Origin of the sequence: Pseudarthrobacter sp. BIM B-2242, from assembly GCF_014764445.1 — a bacterium.
Taxonomy (GTDB): Bacteria; Actinomycetota; Actinomycetes; order Actinomycetales; family Micrococcaceae; genus Arthrobacter; species Arthrobacter luteus_A.
In genome coordinates this window covers 3,916,676-3,934,348 of record NZ_CP061721.1, presented here as the reverse complement: position 1 = coordinate 3,934,348, position 17,673 = coordinate 3,916,676, and the positions used below count along the sequence as shown (strand labels likewise).

Sequence of the window (17,673 nt, the reverse complement as noted above, 5' to 3'; positions counted from 1 at the left end):
TACGGGTTTCTGCTACGCCCCGCCGCGCTTGTGTCGTCGTGCAACGGGAGAACTGATCGATAATCTGGCAACATGACCAGCCAGACAAACAGCGCCAGGCGCTCACCTGTAGTCGCGGCTTGCGTCGTTTTTTTGGGCTTGCTCGTCCTCTGGATTGCGCAGCCGGCCCTGCCTAGTTGGGGATGTGCGACCAGTCCCGCGATGTGCCCTCCGCATTTGCTGCCTGTTCGTGCATCGCTGATCAGCGCAGGCATCCTCTCCGCACTGCTCGCGACTGTCATCGTCGGGCTACTGCTTTGGCCCCGGGCAAACATCGGGCTGGGCCGTATGTCCCGAAGTGTCGTCTTCGCCGTGCCGGTAATTTTGGTCCTAACAGTCGTCGCGCACTTCCTGATCCCGCAGCCCTGATTCGAGCCTGCTTGGCGCTGATTGCTGTCGCATACGTCGAAAACGCCAAGGCTGTAAGCCGGCCCAAGTGAGGAACGCTTACCGGACCAGCCGACCCGTCCGACGGCTCTCGCAAACGAAGGATTTCAAGAACAGGTTGATTTGAGAATCGTGGTGTTCGCAGTGACCCGTTGCAAACGGAGCATTTTCCTCCGGAAAACCGCCGTTGTGACGAAAAGTCGAGTTCAGGGCCGGTCGTTCTCACAAATAGTTCTCAAAACTGTACAGTCGAACCAACGCATCGGACTGAGTTTTGAGAAGAGAACACCCCCATGACCGCACACCGAATCGGCTACGCCCGAGTCTCCACCCGGGACCAGAACCTGGGCTTGCAGATCGACGCTCTGAAGAAGGCCGGATGCGACAAAATCTACGAAGACACGATCAGCGGCACCAAGTCTCACCGCCCCGGACTCGACAAGGCGTTGGACACCCTGCGCGACGGTGACACCCTGGTGGTGTGGAAGCTGGACCGCCTGGGCCGGAGCGTGAAAGACCTCCTGGACTTCGCCGGCGGCCTAAACAACCGCGGCGTAGGCTTCGTCAGCCTCACCGACGCGATCGATACCACCACGGCTTCCGGGCGCTTTTTCTTCAATGTGATGGCATCCCTGGCCCAGATGGAACGGGAGCTCATGGTCGAACGCACCCAAGCCGGGCTGCTGGCCGCGCGCGAACAAGGACGGGTCGGCGGCCGCAAACGCATCATGACGGAAGCCAAGATCCGCTCAGCCCGCAAACTACTCAACCAGGGAACACCGCCCCGGGAAGTGGCCACGAGCCTCGGCGTCTCCGTTCCGACGCTCTACCGGTGGGTCCCGGCAGCAGGCGCGACGGGTCCTTCGACGCAATAGTCGCTGCTTTTTAGTGCAGGCGACTTCTGAAAAGTGACGGTTGGTGCACGGGACTATTGAGCGGAATGCAATTCCGTGCAGGGGACTTGTGACATCTCCATGTCAGTACTCGTCTGCACTACCCCGGAATTCCGCGGGAGCGAGTGCAGACGACTTCTGAAAACGACAGGAGGCGTGCCGAAGGCGGGTCAGAAACGGTCGTTTTTGACCGACCTACAAATATGTCATTTTCAGAAGTCGCCTGCACGGAATGTCAGAAGTCGTCTGCACCGCACTTGTGTTTCCGTAAGCGGAACCCTCAACGGGACAGTTTCGCGGCACCAACGCCACCGAATCGCCCGCTACCGGCGCGCAGTCCTGGCTGGCCAGAGGACATTTCCCCACCGGCCCTGACCTCCTCCGCCATCACCTTCGAAGGAGGAATCAACTAAATGCCAACCGTGGATCCACGAAAATCGGACAGTCCCCAAGGGACTTGTGGCGTCAGAATGTTTAGGGTTCGATCACTCTATGAAGCTCACAGCTTTCAACACGAGCGGGATTCCGGACGACGTTTTGCTCCTAATTAATGTGATCGTCTTCGCTGTGATCATTCTTTGTGCTGCCCTGGTCGCAGTGACCCATTTGGTCGATAAGGCGAAGGAGCGTCGGCGGTCCAAGACTTATACGCGAGATCCTAACTACGAGGAACAAGAGAAACGCCGTGATCAGCGCCAAGCCCAAACAGGGGGACGTATGGACCACCGCTTCAAAGGATGGACATCGGATTGGGTTCATCCGACAGTGAAACGGGGCACCATTTATTGGACCGCGCAAGCTATCGTGTTCGCGGGTGCTGCTGTCCTTTTCATTTTTTTCGCCCTACTGAATCCCACGGTTGAGCGTCTGTGGTGGGCGGGATTAGCTGGGATTGCCGCTGTCCTCGCCTGGTTTCTTTCTAGAAAGATGATTAGAGACCTTCAATACGAGTTTCGATATGAAGAGGATGACGTTGACCGTTCTTGATTTTGCGGCACTGCGGCACCATCGACGTCTGGTAAGGCAACCATTACCGGGCGGAGTACGAGCTGCTCTTTGCGGTGGGCTCCTTCCGTGTCAGCATAGGAGCTCGTCGGATTGCACAAAGGGAAGTCAATGAAATCCATATCCGTTCGGTCAGGCCATAAGTTTGCGAAGCCCGCAAAATGAAAGGTTGTATCGATAGGTCTGTTCATCGCACTTTTCCTCGCCCTTGCCTCCCTCGTCGTCTCGGCGATTAGAAGCGATTGGATAACGTCCGTCATAGGCGGCGCAGCAGCACTGGTGGCACTGGTTCTTATCGGCATCCTGAGACGACAGAAGCGCAACGACTGACTTCGGAAGATTGTGTGGTGTCGCTGCACTGTTTGGCGAGGTCGTGAGCCGAACCTTCACTGGCCGGGCCTGCCCCGGTGCCCTCTAGATCTACACGCTTAGCGTCGGCAGACCGAAGAGGCCAAGGCATATTGCTAAGGCGATTAACACGCCCGCCAGAATCCAGTTCCGGCTTGGTATGTGCTTCTTGTCGAACTCTCTCGCACGAAACACGGGAACAAATATCAGGGCTAATGCGCCGAACGCTAGCGCAATTAAGAGCAGTGTGGCGAGTAAAAACAAGACAACTCCCTTGATCAGATCTACTTTGGAAGGACTTTGCCAAGCCGCCAAGGCCCCCTGCCAACCGCTCCAAACTATGCCATCCCCTTGCTCCTCAAAGCTCTCAGATTGTCCCGTAAGAGGCGCGGCCGCACATCGTCCCGTAAGCCGGTCCGCTAGCGTGTGTCTGCCCGGGCTTTTCTGCCATCCAACGGCTGTGCAGACGGGTATTGAAATTTGTGCAGACGCCTTCTGAAACTGACACTTGTAACCATAAGCGCTGGTCAGAAGCGTGTTCGTAAGACCCGCACGATCGGCCTGTACGGACGCCGGGTGACTAATGCAACATGATTATCATGACGGGAATTAAGATCGGGTACGATCGGGTCTCGACAAATGAACAAGACCTCACCGCTCAGCGCAATGCTTTGCTCGCCCTCGGTGTTGACGAGAAGCGGATCTACGTGGACCACGGCCTCACGGGGGCAAATCGCGAACGCCCCGGGCTCCGTGAAGCAATGGCTGCCTGCCGGGACGGTGACACCCTCGTGGTGACCAAACTCGACCGGCTGGCGCGATCCCTGCCTGATGCCAGGGACATCGCCGACGAGTTAACGGCCAAGGGCGTGGTCCTCAGCCTTGGCGGCAGCACCCACGATCCCACCGATCCGGTAGGCCGGCTGCTGTTCAACGTCTTGGGAATGGTTGCCGAATTTGAGTCGGACCTCATCCGGATGCGGACCCGCGAAGGGATGGCGGTGGCCAAGGCCAGGGGGCGGCTGAAAGGCAAGCAGCCCAAATTGTCCGCGACCCAGCGGAAGCTTCTGCTGAAGTTGTACGACGCCGATGAGCACACTCAGGCTGAGCTGGCGGAGCTGTTCCGGGTGTCCCGGACCACGATCTACCGTGAGATCCAACGACGACGCTCCACATGACGTCCAGTGCCGGAGTGCGACGGCGTAATCAGGTCCCGGCGACCGGCAGCACCAGCAGGTACCCGGCGGGCAAATCGCTGCTCCAGCGTCGTGGCTCGCGGACCACGAACTGCGTCGCCAGTTGCTCAGGCGAGAGCAGGCTGTTGGGCTCGGGCGAAGGGCCCCACTGCCCGCTGCCGTGCGGGTAGAGAGGATCCTGGACGCGGACGCCGGTGACCGTAAAATCCGGGAACTGGCCGGGATCACCGAGCGACTCGAACCCGCTCATCACCCACGCGTGGCGGCCGCTCCACATGACCAGCCCCACCGGCCGGCCAGTGTCCGCGATGGCGCGCGCCGCAGTCTGCAGCGCATCCCCGTAGTCGGCGATGCTGACCACTTTGTAGGGCCCCATCCCCACCTCGGTCAGAACCTCCGCCCAGCCCAACGGGTTGGCGCCGTTGAAGGAGTTGGACGACCGTGCCCGCGCCATCTCCCACAGCTCACCCTGCTGGGCGCTGTCGGTCCACGTCCCGCCACCCGTGTCATCGATGAGGTTGTGCGCCATCTGGATGCTCGCCGCAACGCACCAGTCGAAGGTGTACTGCGGCACGAAATCGCCCTCTTGGTAGAGGTTCAGGGCGAACGCTTGAGGCTCCACGGCAGGGGCAGTCGCGGGGGGCGGTGCAGGCGCGGGGGCAGACGCTGGCGCCGGGGGAGGGGCAACGGCCTGCCGAGGGGCAGGATCGACATCGACTGCTGCGGGGGACGCTGCGACTGATTGATTGGTGCCGGACGCGTCGGAGCCGGCCGCCGGTGTGCAGCCCGTAAGGAGGGTCGCCAGCACGGCGAACCAGGCAAGAAGACGACGGGGCGCACCTGTCATGATCGGTTCAGTTTAGCGCGAGCGCGTCGGCGACGTGCGGCCTGCGGAAACAGTGCCTCAGAAGGCGTAGCGGACGCGGCAATATGGTGTGATCTTGTTGATAAGCGCCGTCAGCTGCCGCACATAGCCTGCCTTGGTGCCTGACCGGTAGCGGACGTTGGTGAAGCCGTTGGAGGAGACCTTCGATTCCTGCAGGTCCGGCCGCCACAGCACGGTTTCGGCCTGCGGATGCCATCCCAGGTTGACCTCGTGGAGCCGCTCGTTGTGGGTCAGGAAAATGACTTCTGCGGCGAGCTGGGCTTTTGCGGCGTCGGTCAGCGTGGCATCGAGTTGGCCCAGCAGCTCCTCCCAGGCCTGGAGCCACGTGTCCGTGATGATGACCGGGGAGAAGTTCACGTGCACCTCGTACCCGGCCTCGACGAAGTCATTGATGGCAGCCATGCGTTCCGCCACCGGCGAGGTCCGCACGTCAATCGATTTCGCCAGGTCCGCCGGCATCAGGGAAAAGCGGACCCGGGTGTGGCCGCCGTGGTCCCACCCGAGCATGGCAGGGTTCACGAACTTGGTGGCGAAGGACAGTTTAGCGGTGGGCAGATCGCAGAAAAGCGTGACGAGATCCTCCACATTATCGCTGATCAGCGCGTCCACGGAGCAGTCGCTGTTTTCGCCGATGTCGTAGACCCAGAGCTCAGGGTCGCACTGGTTGGGCTCCAGCTTGATGCCCTGGCGCGTGACGTGCCGCTCGACCGCCCGGGCAATCTGGTCGATATTCGCGAACACCGTCACCGGGTTGCTGTACCCCTTGTGGCGGGGAACGTAGCAGTAGGCGCAGGCCATGGCACAGCCGTTCGCGGTTGAGGGCGCAATGAAGTCCGCGGACCGGCCGTTCGGCTTGACGGTCAGCGCTTTCTTGACGCCGAGGACCAGCGCCTCGGTCTTGATACGGGACCAGCGTTGCACGTTCGTTTCATCGCCGTGCAGTTCCGGGATGTTCCAGTGATTGTCGACAAGGACGACGTCGGCATCCGGCCAGCGTCCGATGATCTCCTTCCCGCGGGGAAGCTCCAGTGCCGCTGGCTGCGCGTAAACGCGCCGGATCTGCAGCAGCCGGTTGAATTCCATAGATCCATTCTGCTGCCAAGTGCCATCCCGGGCGTTACGAAGCCGTTCGTGCCTGCGCCGCCGGCGCGCCCGAGCGGCTAATCCACCATCCCAGTGTGGCCATGGCCATGCCGATGGGGATACCGTAAGGCGGCAGCCCGGCGTTATAGCCAAGGAGGCCCGCCACAACGAACAGCACGCAGCCGGGGCAAGTGGTGAGGTCATTGTTTCCTCCTGACGTGGATGGGGAAGCGCCCGACGGCGGTAGCCTGGCGGGGTGCCTTGTGCCAGGCCCGGCGGTCCAGCGCCAGAGTGGCCAGAACCGTGAGGACGACGACCACGAAGTAGATCAGCTCCGCCCGCCCCGCGTCTGAGCCGGTAAATCCGAAGGAACCCATGGTGAAGGTTCCCTGGCTGTTGTGGAACAGGAACGTCAGCAGAACGCTCCCGCCTGTGCGGTTGAACAGCCATACGTAGAGGAAGGTGATGGCGAACGTCGTTGGCAGGCCGGTCAGGCTCAGCCCGCCAAAGATAACCAGTGGCAGATGCCAGAGGGCAATCAGCACGCCGAGAACAGTCGCGGACAGCAGGGGATTGCGGGACGCCTGCAGCAGCGGGAGGGCGTAGCCGCGGAACCCGGGCTCTTCCCCCAGCGGCCCGTCAAGAGGATTAACCAGCCGGACGGCGAAGACAGTCAGCAGCCCGCTCCACGTCAACTGCGCAAGGCCCGGAGCCGGAGCCCCGAGAACCATGTTTATCAGCCCGGTGAGCGAAACAAGTGCCACCGGAACAAGGAGCGCGACGGCATACCAGACCCAACCGACGCGCCACCGGACGAGCCGCCGTCCCCAGGCACGGAAGCCGGCACGGCCCTCGGCGACGGCGATGACAAGGATTGCCGCAGCAAGCGGGCCGATAGGCAGGAACTCCACACGGGGAATCAGCCCTGCACCGTACGCAGGCCAGGATGCCCAGGAAATTGCGTAGGTCAGGACAAAGAATGCCAGAAGCCTGTGGTGTCTTAGCCAGCCAGATGAACTGCGCATGATGGCTCCAAACAGTCACTGTAAGGTGCACCAATTGTCCGCCCCTGCGCGCCTGCGCACCAGTGGAGGCGCAGGCTGGGACTGCCGCGCCGCCGTCGTGCTCCCTTGAAACCCTAGGGGAGCACGCTGGCGTTAATGACGTTTCCGGCGTCGGCCGTCACATAGCAGTCCACGCGGCGGTCGCCCGAGTCCCAACTAGTGCCGCTGGGGTACGCACGCTGGAAGTTCAGCGTGTAGTCATTGGCCGCCGGTGCCAGCTTCGCCGCCTGGCATGCTTCCAAGGCCTTGGCGGCGAGGGCCTCCCGGCCCGGATACAGATCGCTGCCCGGGTAACGGTACACGGCCACCAGTTGGGCGGAATGCGGGGCATCGCAGGCCACCACAGTTGACCGCAGCGCCTCAGGGTCAAAGTCCTTGAAACAGTCTCCCAGCCGGTAGTCCGGAGGCGTCACGCCTTCCCGCGGGAGTGCGGGCGGGGTGGCTAGCGGAGTGGGCGACGTTTCCACGATGCCCGAGCCGGGATCCGAGGAGGAGGTGGCAGGCGGCTCGGAACCAAGCCAGTTGGCGAGCCAAACCAGGCCGCCCACAACACCCAGCAGGACCACAACAAACACTGCTTTGAGGAGGGTGGACACGGCGCGCCGCTGCTTTACCGGCGGATCCGCCGCAGGGGCAACGGGTCCTGCCGCCTTCGGAAATCCCGCGGCCGGCGGCGCGGCAGGCCTGGGCGGAATGCGGCGCTGTTCCTGGCTGTCCATCCGGATGATCCTCCCGGGTTCAGTCGCTTTGGAATGCCGTTCCGGGCGCGCGGAGCGGCATCTGTTGAAGAGACTCTATCCAAGAAAAAAGCCGGGAAGCCCGCTGTCCGCGGGGGAAAGGGTACCCGACATGGCCTGTGGACCCACAAGCTGGCAAGCACCCGCCACCGAAAGCATGTAATCTAGGTGTACGACAAATTGACCAAACATTCCGGGGCCTCACCGATAGCCAAAGGTGACCACCTCCGGTCCGAGTACAAAAGGGGGTCACGCCATGGGGCGCGGCCGTCAAAAGGCAAAAGCTACAAAGCAGGCTCGGGACATTAAGTACTACTCCCCGAACACTGACTATTCAGCCCTCCAGCGCGAGCTCAAGGGCCGTGAAGGTCGTGCCACGAGCCATTTCGCGAATGACCCGGTTGAACCGGACTATTCGGCTTATGTGGATAAGTACGCGGATGATTTGGAAGAAGACGACGACGAGGTACACACCCGTCGGATCGGCTAGCTGTCACAGCCGGTTCCGCCGCAAGGCAGCCGGTCCCGTGACACCGCAGTACACTCGGACGCCACATCTGTTCGCTGGTACAGCGCTTCTTTTCCAGTACCCCTGATCCAGACGGATCCGAGGTGCTGGCCTCAGTTATCAGGCCCGTTGCCTGCGCCGGAATCCGGTGCAGGTGGCGGGCTTTTTGGTGTTGACTGGAGTCTTGATGCGATGTGCCGCCCGCGAAAGGACCTCACAATGACAGAGAACTCCCCGTCTCCGCGCTTCCGCCACGGCGAACCGTGCTGGGCTGACGTCCAGACCCGGGACGTGGAAGCTGCCAAGGCCTTCTACACGGCGGTGTTCGGCTGGACGTTCAAGGACCTGCCCACGCCCGATGGCCGCAGCTATGCGCAGGCGTTTGCGGGTGAGGACCTGGTGGCCGTGGTGGCCCCTCAGAACCCCCATCAGGAGGCGCTGGGCACCCGCGCCCAGTGGAACATCTACTTCGCGGCAGAAGACGCCGCAGGGCTTGCCGAGGAAGTTCCCCATGCCGGCGGGTCCGTGGAGTTTGGTCCCGAGGAAGTGGGTGACACGGGTGTCATGGTGTTTGTGGATCCTCCCGGCGGCGGCACAACCGGGGTGTGGCAGCCCGGAACGCACACCGGCACCGGCCGGTACAACCAGCCTGGCGCGCTGTCCTGGACGGAACTGCTGACGCCCGAGCCGCAGGCCGCCGTCGGGTTCTTCCAGCAGCTGTTCGGCCACGAGGTGACCGAGTACCCCCAGGACGACGGCGGCACCTACTCGACGCTGATGGTCAACGGTGCGGAGGTGGCGGGGATAGTCGCGGCCGCGGCGCCGGCCAGGTGGCAGATCTACTTCGGCGTCTCCGACGTGGCTGACGCGGTGCGGAGGGCTGTGGCGGCCGGTGCCGAGGTGCTGATCGCGCCGGAGTCCGACGACGATGAAACTCCCGGTGCGACGGCCACGCTCAAGGATCCGCAGGGCGGCGAGTTCAGCCTGCTGGAGGTTTAGACCTGTTAAACGCATCGAGTGCTCCGTAGGCGCCGTTTTGAGGCTTCAAAGGGCAGTTACGGAGCACTCGGTGGGGGTTAGGCGTAGGCGTTGACCAAACGGACGGCGCCGCCGTCCACGCCCTTGGCACCCTGGACGTAGTCCGGGCCGGACTTGAGGATGGAGTCCGAGTCGGCCGTGACCGTGCCCATGACCCAGGACGGCAGGCCCCGGTCGTTGAGGCGGGCCACGGCGGCGTCGGCAGCCTCGGCTGAAACGATGGCCACCATGCCCACGCCGAGGTTCAGGGTGCGCTCCAGGTCGGCCAGCGGGACGTTGCCCAGTTCGGAGACCAGCTTGAAGATGGCAGGCAGTTCCCAGGTGGCGCGGTCAACCGTGGCCACGAGGCCCTGCGGCAGGACGCGGGCCAGGTTGGCCGCCAGGCCGCCGCCGGTGACGTGGCTGAACCCGTGCACGGCCGCATTTCCGGCGGAGCCGTTGACGGGGAACGTGCGGGCCAGGTCCAGGCAGTCCGCGGCGTACACACGGGTGGGTTCCAGCAGTTCCTCGCCCAGGGTGCGGCCGAGTTCGGAGACCTGGCGGTCCAGGGCCCAGCCGGCGTGGTTGATCACGCGGCGGACCAGGGAGTAGCCGTTGGAGTGCAGGCCTGAGGACGCCATGCCAATAACAACATCGCCGGCACGGACGCGGTCCGGGCCCAGCAGGTCGGCGGCTTCCACCACACCGGTGGCAGCACCGGCGACGTCGTATTCGTGTTCGCCCAGCAGGCCGGGGTGCTCGGCGGTTTCGCCGCCCACCAAAGCGGTTCCTGCCACTGAGCAGGCCGCAGCGATGCCACGGACGATGTCCGCGATGCGCTCCGGGACAACCTTGCCGCAGGCGATGTAGTCGGTCATGTAGAGCGGCTCGGCACCCACTACGACGATGTCGTCAACTACCATGCCCACCAGGTCAAAGCCGATGGTGTCGTGGATGTCCATGGCCTGGGCGATGGCAACCTTGGTGCCCACGCCGTCGGTGGACGTGGCCAGCAGCGGGCGCTTGTACGTCAGCAGCCTGGAGACGTCGTACAGTCCGGCGAAGCCGCCCACTCCGCCGATGACGGAGGAGTTGTGGGTGGCCTTCACGGCACCCTTCATCAGCTCGACGGCGCGGTCGCCGGCTTCAACGTCAACGCCGGCAGAAGCGTAGGTGATGCCGGCGGCGTTCCCGGAGGCGGGGGTTGCGGAAGTCATACGGACTCTTTCTTGTCGGCGCCGGGGGTGGTGGCTGCGTGGTGAATCTCGGGCACAAGGTCAGCTTCGGTGAGAAGGTTCTCGAACTCGGCGTCCGGTCCCGGATCGCAGCCGGTGGCTCCGGCCTTGCCGGCCGGGTCCTCGTCGCTGTCGACGGCGGGAACGGCCAGTGCGGCTGTGGCACCGGGGAGGGCAGCGGGAGACGGCGTGAGGCCGCCGAGGTCGGTGCGCTCCAGCAGGTTCTTCCCCAGTTTGTCCGAGCTGGGGAGCTCGATGGGGTACTTGCCGGTGAAGCAGGCGGTGCAGAGCCGTTCCCGGGGCTGCCGGGTGGCTTCGATCATGCCGTCTTCGGAAATGTAGGCAAGCGAGTCGGCGCCGATGGCCTGGGAGATTTCCTCGATGGTGGCCCCGTTGGCGATCAGTTCCGCCCGGGAGGCGAAGTCGATGCCGTAGAAGCAGGGCCATTTGACCGGCGGGGAGGAAATCTTGATGTGCACCGATGCGGCGCCGGCCTCGCGGAGCATCCTGACGATGGCGCGCTGGGTGTTTCCGCGGACGATCGAATCGTCCACCACCACAACGCGCTTGCCGCGGATCACGGACTCTAGCGCGTTCAGCTTGAGCCGGATACCGAGCTGGCGGAGTGTCTGGGAGGGCTGGATGAAGGTGCGGCCCACGTAGGAGTTCTTGACGAAGCCGTGCGCGAACGGGATGCCGGATTCCTCGGCGTAACCCACAGCGGCAGGTGTGCCGGACTCCGGGACGGGAATGACGATGTCCGCTTCCTGGGTGTTTTCGCGGGCCAGCTGGCGGCCCATCTCAACACGGGACTCGTACACGGAACGGCCGGAGATGGCGGCGTCCGGGCGGGCGAGGTAAACGTATTCGAAAACGCAGCCTGCCGGCGTCGGCTCGGCGAAGCGCTTGGAACGCACGCCGTCCTCGTCGATGGCGATGAATTCGCCCGGTTCGATCTCCCGGATGAAGCTGGCACCGACGGTGGCCAGGGCGGACTGCTCGGAAGCGACAACCCAGCCGCGTTCCAGCCGGCCGAGGACCAGCGGGCGGATGCCGTAGGTGTCGCGTGCCGCGTAGAGCGTGCCTTCGTCCATAAAGACGAAGCAGAAGCCGCCCTTGATCTTGGGCAGCAGCTCCATGGCGGTCTCTTCGAGGGTCTTGCCCTCCTCGCCTTCAAGGAGTGCGGTGACAAGGGCAGTGTCCGAGGTGTTGCCCTGCTTCATTTCACCGCTGAGCTGGCCGCCGTTGCGTTCCTGGATCATGGCGTTGAGCTCGGCGGTGTTGGTGAGGTTGCCGTTGTGCGCCAGGGCCACCGTGCCGGTGCTGGTTGCGCCGAGGGTGGGCTGGGCGTTGGCCCAGTGGCTGGCTCCGGTGGTGGAGTAGCGGCAGTGTCCCACCGCCAGGTGCCCGGTCAGGGTGTTCAGCGTGGTCTCGTCGAAGACCTGGGAAACGAGGCCCATGTCCTTGTAGACGTTGATCCGCTTGCCGTCACTGGTGGCTATACCAGCCGACTCCTGACCGCGGTGCTGCAATGCATACAGCCCGTAATAGGTTAGTTTTGCTACTTCTTCACCTGGTGCCCAGACCCCGAAAACGCCACAAGCGTCCTGAGGGCCTTTTTCGCCAGGGAGAAGATCATGAGAAAGTTTTCCATCGCCGCGTGCCACTGGTCGATTATCTCATGAGATGAGGTAAGACTTTTCCGGGCCCGCGTTTGTGACCGCCGGGCAGAAGTCTACTTGCCGGTATCGTCGTCGGGCTCGGAATCGGGGACAGCCTCCACTACGGCGCGCTGCTGCCGCTTGACGCTGCGCCGGTCAAGGAGCAAAGCCGCCACTGCACCCAGGATCGCTCCGCCTCCGCCGAACATCACCAGGAAAAAGCCGAACACGGCGCCCCGGTCAAAGCTTTCATCACCGGGGAGCGCGTACGCCACCACTGCCGCCACGGCCACGCCCACCAGTGCCCCGAGGATGAGGAACGGCACATACTTGGGTGCCCGGCGGACAGTGACCTCGCGGCGCTCGGCCGGTGTTTCTTCAGAAGGCATGCCATCTAGCCTACTCATCATTACGGTTGCCGGGTGGCCCGATAGGATCGGCGGAGGACTGGGGCTTAGGACACACCAAGGGGGCAGCACTGCATGGATACCGTCGTGTACGGGCCGGCTGTGGCGGAATCGGACCGCACAGCGGCGATACGGAACTACGGGCTGGATCCAGGGGCCGACGGCGGGGCGCCGTTGCTGGCTGATGGCGATGCCGCCGGCGCGCTCACCAACCTGGTCCGGCTGGCCGCCCGGTTGTGCGGCGTGCCCTACAGCGTGGTCAACATCATCACCGATGACCGGCAGAGGCAGATCGCCGCGTCCGGGGTGGACCCGGCTGTGTGCTCCCGGGACGACTCCATGTGCGCCAAGGTGTTCCTGGCTGGCCGGACAACCGTGGTGCCGGACGCGTCCCAAGACCCGCGATTCGTGGACAACCCGTTTGTCACCGGTGTGATCGCCAGCGTGCGGTTCTACGCGTCCGTACCCCTGGAGACAACCTCAGGCTTTGTGCTGGGCTCCCTCTGCATTTTCTCGGAGGGCAGTGCGAGCCCCACGGCGGAGCAGATCGGGATGGTGGAAGTGCTGGCCCGCCAGGTGGTGGAGGTGCTGGAACTTCAGCACCGCACGCTGCAGCTGAGCGACGCGCTGGCGGAACTGCAGCGCAGCAACGCCATGCTCGGCGAGTTCGCGGGGCGTGTAAGCCATGACCTCCGCATTCCGCTGACCACAATTCTGGGATACGTGGAACTCGCCGAGGACGATCCGGACATCCAGCCCGGCCATCCTGCCCTTGAGTACCTGGAGTTCATCGGCCGCGGCGGACGCCGCATGCTGAGGACACTCGAGGACGTGCTGGAATACTCCCGCGTGGACGGGGGCCTTCGCCGGGAGAGGGTTTCGCTGCTGGCCGTGACCGAAGAGGCCGCTCACGATCTGGGCGTGGAGCTCGGGTTCGCATCCGGCATCTCCTGTGCTGATGCGGAACTGCTGGCAGACCCGGTCCAGCTGCGGATGCTGCTGCAGAACCTGCTGGCTAACTCGCTGAACTACCGCAGCCCCGAGCGTGACCTGAAGGTCGCCGTGGGCGCCGCCGTCACCCGGCAAGGGGTGACTGTCAGCGTCGCGGACAACGGCGTGGGTATCCTCCCCGCAGACCGGAAGCGTGCCGTGGAACCGCTGGTGAGGCTGAACCGGGCAGGGGACGCCCCCGGCACAGGCCTTGGCCTCGCGACCTGCCAGCGGATCGCGCACGCCCACGGCGGGGAACTGGACATCCAGGGCACGCCCGGCGGCGGGGCAACCATCTCCGCCCTGTTCAGCTGGGAACTGTCAGAACCCGCAGTCCGGCCCTAGGACCGGGATGTCTTGGACAGGATCCACGTGTTGGTGCCGTCCTGGCGTTCGAAGCTCACGGTGGTCACCAGCGCTTCGATGAGCGCCAGGCCGCGGCCCGACTCTGATTCGTCATCCGGTGTTCCCGGTTCCATGGGACCGAACGGTGGCTTCGCGTTGAAGGCGCTGACCCTTGCCTGCAGGAGCGTGGGCTGGACGCTGATGTCCACCCCCAGTTCCACAGGCCGCTGGGCTTTGGCGGGCTGAGCGTGCTGGACGATGTTCGACGCCGATTCGATGACGGCCGTGGTGAACGTCATCTGGTCCATGGCCTGGACAAAGGGGGCGTCGTTCCAGAGGCCGTCCAGTTCGTCGTGCACGGACTCGATGGCCTCTGCCGCAGCGAGGCCCCGGAAGCTGCGCTGCGCCAGGACCTCAGTCATTGCTGAACGCTTCCTCGGGGGTGGCGTAGGCATTGAGCACCCGGTCCATGCTGGTCAGCTCCAGCACCATTTTGACCTGCGGCTGGACGGCCGCAATACGAAGGTCACCGCCGGCCTGGCGGGCGGCCTTAAGGCAGCCGATCAGCGCGCCCAGTCCGGAGGAATCCATAAAAGCCGTGTTCTCGAGATTCACCACAATCCGTGACGAACCGCCTGCGATCACATCGGTGACGAACTCACGCAGCCTGGGCGCGGACACCATGTTCAGCCGCCCGTCCGCTTTGACCTCCGCGTACGAATCCTTGACCTCGTAGCTAAACTCCATCGGCTTTCCTCTCTCCAGCATCAACGTCCCCAGCGGGTTCGTAGCCCTTATACAAAACAGCCCGAACCAGGATGCTCATGACCACCAGGTCAAAAATAACCCAGGCCACGTTCACCAGGGTGCCAAGGGGCTCGGCCAGTCCCGTGGCGAGGCGGATAATTCCGACGACGGCGGCCACAGCCAGCAGCGCCGCCACAATGATCTGCGGCCGGATCAGGCTCCAGCTTGGGCCGCCGGTCTGGCGGGCCTTCGGGGTTACCGCGAACCCCAGGGGACGGCCGAACCAGACGTTCTTGGCCGCCGTCGAGCACGCCTTGATCCAGATGGGGAACAGGGCCAGGCTGTACTGCTGGCCGCGCCAGGTGGGGATCCCGCGCCCGGCCACCGCGAACAGCAGCTGGTTGGCCACCATAAACGGGATGAACCGGAGGAAGAAGTCCCAGCTAAGGCTGGTGACGGGCAGGACGCCCAGCAGCAGGTAGATGATGGGGGCGGCGAAGTAGATGACCGCCGCATAGCCGCTGAGGTACGTCCACATGGTGGCGAAGTACATCAGCCGCTGGCCGATCTTCAGGCCCTTTTGGACCAGGGGGTTCTCGCGGAGGAGCACCTGGATGGTTCCCTGCGCCCAGCGGAGGCGCTGGGTGAGCATGGTTGCGATGTCCTCCGGCGCCAGCCCGTAGGCCAGGATCTCGTGGTGGTAGACGCTTTCCCAGCCCATGGCGTGCATCCGCATCGCGGTGGCCATGTCCTCGGTGACGGAGATGGTGGCCAGCGGCATCACCGGCTGGGCTTCGTCGTTCCGCTCCACGTTCAGGGCATCCAGGACCGCCTGCACGGATTCCAGCGCGCCGAGCGGGGACCAGTCGCGGGCGGCCATGCGCTGTACCGCGTCATCGGCCACCACCGGCACGCCGGCCTCGCCCACATGGGCCAGCTCCATGGCGGCGATTTCCTCGAGGTCGGCCTGCAGGGCGGACATATCGGCCATGACCAGGGTCTGCACGGCGGCGTCCACCCGGCGGCGGACCCGGTACGTGATCTCACCCAGGGGCTCGCCGGCGGCCAGCTGCTCCTGCGCTTGAAGGGTGGCGGCCTCCACCTCATCCAGCACTTCCGAGACCAGGGGAGTGCCGACGTCGGCCGATTTCCGTGCCTGCCGGATGGCGGAGCGTGAGGCGGTAAGGGCGCGGCGGATGCTCTTTTCGGTCTCCTTGACGTAGCCCACCAGGCCCAGCTGCATCAGCGCTTCCCGGCGCAGGATGGCATTGGAGCCGCAGAAGAAGGCCGCGTTCCAGCCGTCCTTGCCCTGCTGGATGGGGCCATAGAACAGGGGTGCCTGGCTGCCCAGCGGATCGTCCGCGGGAACGTTGCTGAAGTATTGGGGGGTCTGGACGAGGGCAACCCGGCGGTTGGTGAAGTAGCCGAGGGTCTTTTCCAGGATGTCCGGTTCGGGGATCTGGTCCGCGTCCAGGATGAGCAGGAACTCGCCGTGGGTGACCATCAGGGCGTTGTTCAGATTGCCGGCCTTGGCATGGCGCGGCACGTTGGCGGTCCAGTCCCCGCTGCGGGTCACATACCCCAGCCCGTGCTCTGCGGCGAGGGCTTCCAGCTCGGGGCGGGCGCCGTCGTCGAGGATCCAGGTGCTGTGCGGGTGCCGGATCTTCTGGGCGGCCAGGGCGGTGGTCATCACCATGTCCAGGTCTTCGTTGTACGTGGTGATAAAAACGTCAACCGTGGCGTCGTGCGGCGGCGCGGGGGCCGCCTTGCGGATCTTCAGCTTCCACACCGTCATGCCGAACAGCATCACGTCGATCAGGCTATACGTCTCGGCCACCACCAGGGGCACGGCGATCCACCAGGCGTCCCAGTTCAGCGAGGCGGCCCAGCGCCAGGCCACGTAGTTCAGGCCGAAGATAACGGTCAGGACCACCACCAGGCGGGTCCAGAAGCGGGTCATGCCGCGACAGCCCCGGCCAGGCGGCGCACCACGACGACGGTTACATCATCATCGGCCGTTTCGGCAGGCGCCAGTGCCAGGATGGCATCGCTGGCGGACTGCGCGGAGTTCTGGCCGTGGGCCGCGGAGTACACGGCCCGGGTGAACGACTCCACCGAGTCGAAGACGTCCAGCACGCCGTCGCTGACCACCACCAGGGCGTCGCCCGGGGCGAGGCCGATGGCGGACTGCGGCCATGCCGAGTCCGCCCACGCTCCCACCGGCGGGCCGCCGCTGGGAAGACGGTGCACCTCACCGTTCGCTGTCACGTGCAGGGCAAGGCCGTGGCCGGCATCGACGTAACGAACGACGCCGGACGCGGCATCCAGCCGCGCGTGGAAGAGGGTGGCGAACGAGTTGGAGGAGTCGAGGTCCGCCGCGATGGTCCGGGCGGCCGAGGCGAATGCTGCGTCGAGGTCCTGGCGGTGCCCGGTGGAGCGCATGACTGCCCGGACAGTGGCGGCAATCAGGGCCGCCCCCATGCCTTTGCCCATGGCGTCGGCGAACGTCAGGTGCAGGCCTTCCGGCGTGGGGTACCAGTCGTAGAAGTCCCCGCCCACGCTGCGGGAGGGACGGAAGACGCCGGCGAGGTCGTAGCCCTCTACCCGGACGTCCTCCTTGGGCAGCAGGCTTTGCTGGACCTCGGTGGCGCGCTCCAGCTCGCTGCGGGCTGCGGTATCCACGGCCGGGGACTGGCCCCGCCGGCGGAACAGGGCGTTGATCCTGGATTGGAGTTCCCGGGGGCTGAACGGCTTGCTGATGTAGTCATCGGCTCCGTTGTCCAGGCCGGTGAGTTTGTCCAGTTCGTCAGTGCGCGCGGTAAGCATCATGATGAACGCATCGGAGAACCCCCGCAGCAGCTTGCAGACCTCCAGGCCGTCCAGGTCCGGGAGGTTCAGGTCGAGCGTGACCAGGTCAGGCCGGACGCGGCGGACCTCTTCCACACCGGGGAGGCCGGCTTCGGCCTGCGTGACCTCGAAGCCCTGCTTGACGAGGATCCGGACCAGGAGGCCCCGGATGTCCGGGTCGTCCTCGATCACAACGGCACGACGTGTTTCGGGCATGGATGGCATAGCTCTACTTTTACCGTATTAAGGACACCGGGGCATGTCACAGGCCTGACGCC

18 protein-coding genes are annotated in these 17,673 nt (G+C 64.4%); 7 read left to right on the top strand and 11 right to left on the bottom strand.

Annotated elements, in window-relative coordinates; genetic code table 11:
- Nucleotides 1-72 precede the first annotated feature (72 nt).
- The 4 genes from IDT60_RS18175 to IDT60_RS18160 all read left to right on the top strand — a co-directional run bounded on the left by IDT60_RS18175 (nt 73) and on the right by IDT60_RS18160 (nt 3,850).
- A complete protein-coding gene (locus IDT60_RS18175) occupies nt 73-408 on the top strand; it encodes a hypothetical protein (protein ID WP_191080123.1) in 336 nt (111 codons plus the stop codon).
- A gap of 311 nt (nt 409-719) precedes the next feature.
- Nucleotides 720-1,301 (top strand): recombinase family protein, encoded by a 582-nt coding sequence (locus tag IDT60_RS18170; protein ID WP_191080122.1) that lies wholly within the window; start codon nt 720-722, stop codon nt 1,299-1,301.
- 510 nt (nt 1,302-1,811) lie between these two features.
- Nucleotides 1,812-2,306, top strand: a complete 495-nt coding sequence (locus tag IDT60_RS18165) for a hypothetical protein (protein WP_191080121.1) — start codon at nt 1,812-1,814, stop codon at nt 2,304-2,306.
- A 965-nt stretch (nt 2,307-3,271) separates the two neighbouring features.
- The gene (locus IDT60_RS18160; protein ID WP_191080120.1) at nt 3,272-3,850 is read left to right on the top strand and encodes a recombinase family protein; all 579 of its coding nucleotides are present in this window, start codon (nt 3,272-3,274) and stop codon (nt 3,848-3,850) included.
- A 28-nt stretch (nt 3,851-3,878) separates the two neighbouring features.
- Here the strand turns inward: IDT60_RS18160 and IDT60_RS18155 are convergent, their stop codons facing one another.
- The 4 genes from IDT60_RS18155 to IDT60_RS18140 form a co-directional block, all read right to left on the bottom strand.
- Entirely contained in the window at nt 3,879-4,715 is an 837-nt protein-coding gene (locus IDT60_RS18155) for a hypothetical protein (protein ID WP_191080119.1), read from the bottom strand.
- A gap of 57 nt (nt 4,716-4,772) precedes the next feature.
- A complete protein-coding gene (locus IDT60_RS18150; RefSeq protein ID WP_191080118.1) occupies nt 4,773-5,837 on the bottom strand; it encodes a spore photoproduct lyase family protein in 1,065 nt (354 codons plus the stop codon).
- Nucleotides 5,838-6,037: 200 nt separating this feature from the next.
- Nucleotides 6,038-6,862 carry a CPBP family intramembrane glutamic endopeptidase gene (locus IDT60_RS18145; RefSeq protein WP_191080117.1) on the bottom strand — a complete coding sequence of 275 codons (825 nt, stop codon included), beginning with the start codon at nt 6,860-6,862 and terminating at the stop codon, nt 6,038-6,040.
- A 113-nt stretch (nt 6,863-6,975) separates the two neighbouring features.
- A complete protein-coding gene (locus IDT60_RS18140; RefSeq protein ID WP_191080116.1) occupies nt 6,976-7,620 on the bottom strand; it encodes a septum formation family protein in 645 nt (214 codons plus the stop codon).
- Nucleotides 7,621-7,894: 274 nt separating this feature from the next.
- Here IDT60_RS18140 and IDT60_RS18135 point away from each other — a divergent pair, with 274 nt between their 5' ends.
- Both IDT60_RS18135 and IDT60_RS18130 read left to right on the top strand, forming a co-directional pair.
- Nucleotides 7,895-8,128 carry a DUF3073 domain-containing protein gene (locus tag IDT60_RS18135; RefSeq protein ID WP_164204520.1) on the top strand — a complete coding sequence of 78 codons (234 nt, stop codon included), beginning with the start codon at nt 7,895-7,897 and terminating at the stop codon, nt 8,126-8,128.
- Between the two features lie 237 nt (nt 8,129-8,365).
- Nucleotides 8,366-9,145: a VOC family protein gene (locus IDT60_RS18130; protein WP_191080115.1), complete on the top strand. Its 780-nt coding sequence runs from the start codon at nt 8,366-8,368 to the stop codon at nt 9,143-9,145.
- A gap of 77 nt (nt 9,146-9,222) precedes the next feature.
- Here the strand turns inward: IDT60_RS18130 and purM are convergent, their stop codons facing one another.
- From purM to IDT60_RS18115, 3 genes are all read right to left on the bottom strand, one after another.
- Entirely contained in the window at nt 9,223-10,380 is a 1,158-nt protein-coding gene (gene purM, locus IDT60_RS18125) for a phosphoribosylformylglycinamidine cyclo-ligase (protein ID WP_191080114.1), read from the bottom strand.
- A complete protein-coding gene (purF, locus tag IDT60_RS18120) occupies nt 10,377-12,065 on the bottom strand; it encodes an amidophosphoribosyltransferase (protein WP_164204527.1) in 1,689 nt (562 codons plus the stop codon). The genes purM and purF overlap by 4 nt, the downstream gene beginning before the upstream one ends.
- A 68-nt stretch (nt 12,066-12,133) precedes the next feature.
- The gene (locus IDT60_RS18115; RefSeq protein ID WP_191080113.1) at nt 12,134-12,448 is read right to left on the bottom strand and encodes a hypothetical protein; all 315 of its coding nucleotides are present in this window, start codon (nt 12,446-12,448) and stop codon (nt 12,134-12,136) included.
- Between the two features lie 93 nt (nt 12,449-12,541).
- Between IDT60_RS18115 and IDT60_RS18110 the strand changes: the two genes are divergently transcribed.
- Nucleotides 12,542-13,801 carry a GAF domain-containing sensor histidine kinase gene (locus tag IDT60_RS18110; RefSeq protein ID WP_191080112.1) on the top strand — a complete coding sequence of 420 codons (1,260 nt, stop codon included), beginning with the start codon at nt 12,542-12,544 and terminating at the stop codon, nt 13,799-13,801.
- Here IDT60_RS18110 and IDT60_RS18105 read toward each other — a convergent pair.
- The 4 genes from IDT60_RS18105 to IDT60_RS18090 are packed head-to-tail and all read right to left on the bottom strand — an operon-like array spanning nt 13,798 to nt 17,620.
- On the bottom strand, nt 13,798-14,223 hold the full coding sequence (locus IDT60_RS18105; protein WP_191080111.1) for an ATP-binding protein: 426 nt from the start codon (nt 14,221-14,223) through the stop codon (nt 13,798-13,800). The genes IDT60_RS18110 and IDT60_RS18105 overlap by 4 nt on opposite strands.
- Complete coding sequence (locus IDT60_RS18100) at nt 14,216-14,548, bottom strand: STAS domain-containing protein (RefSeq protein WP_191080110.1); 333 nt, start codon at nt 14,546-14,548, stop codon at nt 14,216-14,218. The genes IDT60_RS18105 and IDT60_RS18100 overlap by 8 nt, the downstream gene beginning before the upstream one ends.
- Entirely contained in the window at nt 14,538-16,508 is a 1,971-nt protein-coding gene (locus IDT60_RS18095) for a glycosyltransferase family 2 protein (RefSeq protein ID WP_191080109.1), read from the bottom strand. Before IDT60_RS18095 ends, IDT60_RS18100 begins: the two co-directional genes overlap by 11 nt.
- On the bottom strand, nt 16,505-17,620 hold the full coding sequence (locus IDT60_RS18090) for a PP2C family protein-serine/threonine phosphatase (protein WP_191080108.1): 1,116 nt from the start codon (nt 17,618-17,620) through the stop codon (nt 16,505-16,507). The genes IDT60_RS18095 and IDT60_RS18090 overlap by 4 nt, the downstream gene beginning before the upstream one ends.
- Between the last annotated feature and the right edge of the window lie 53 nt (nt 17,621-17,673).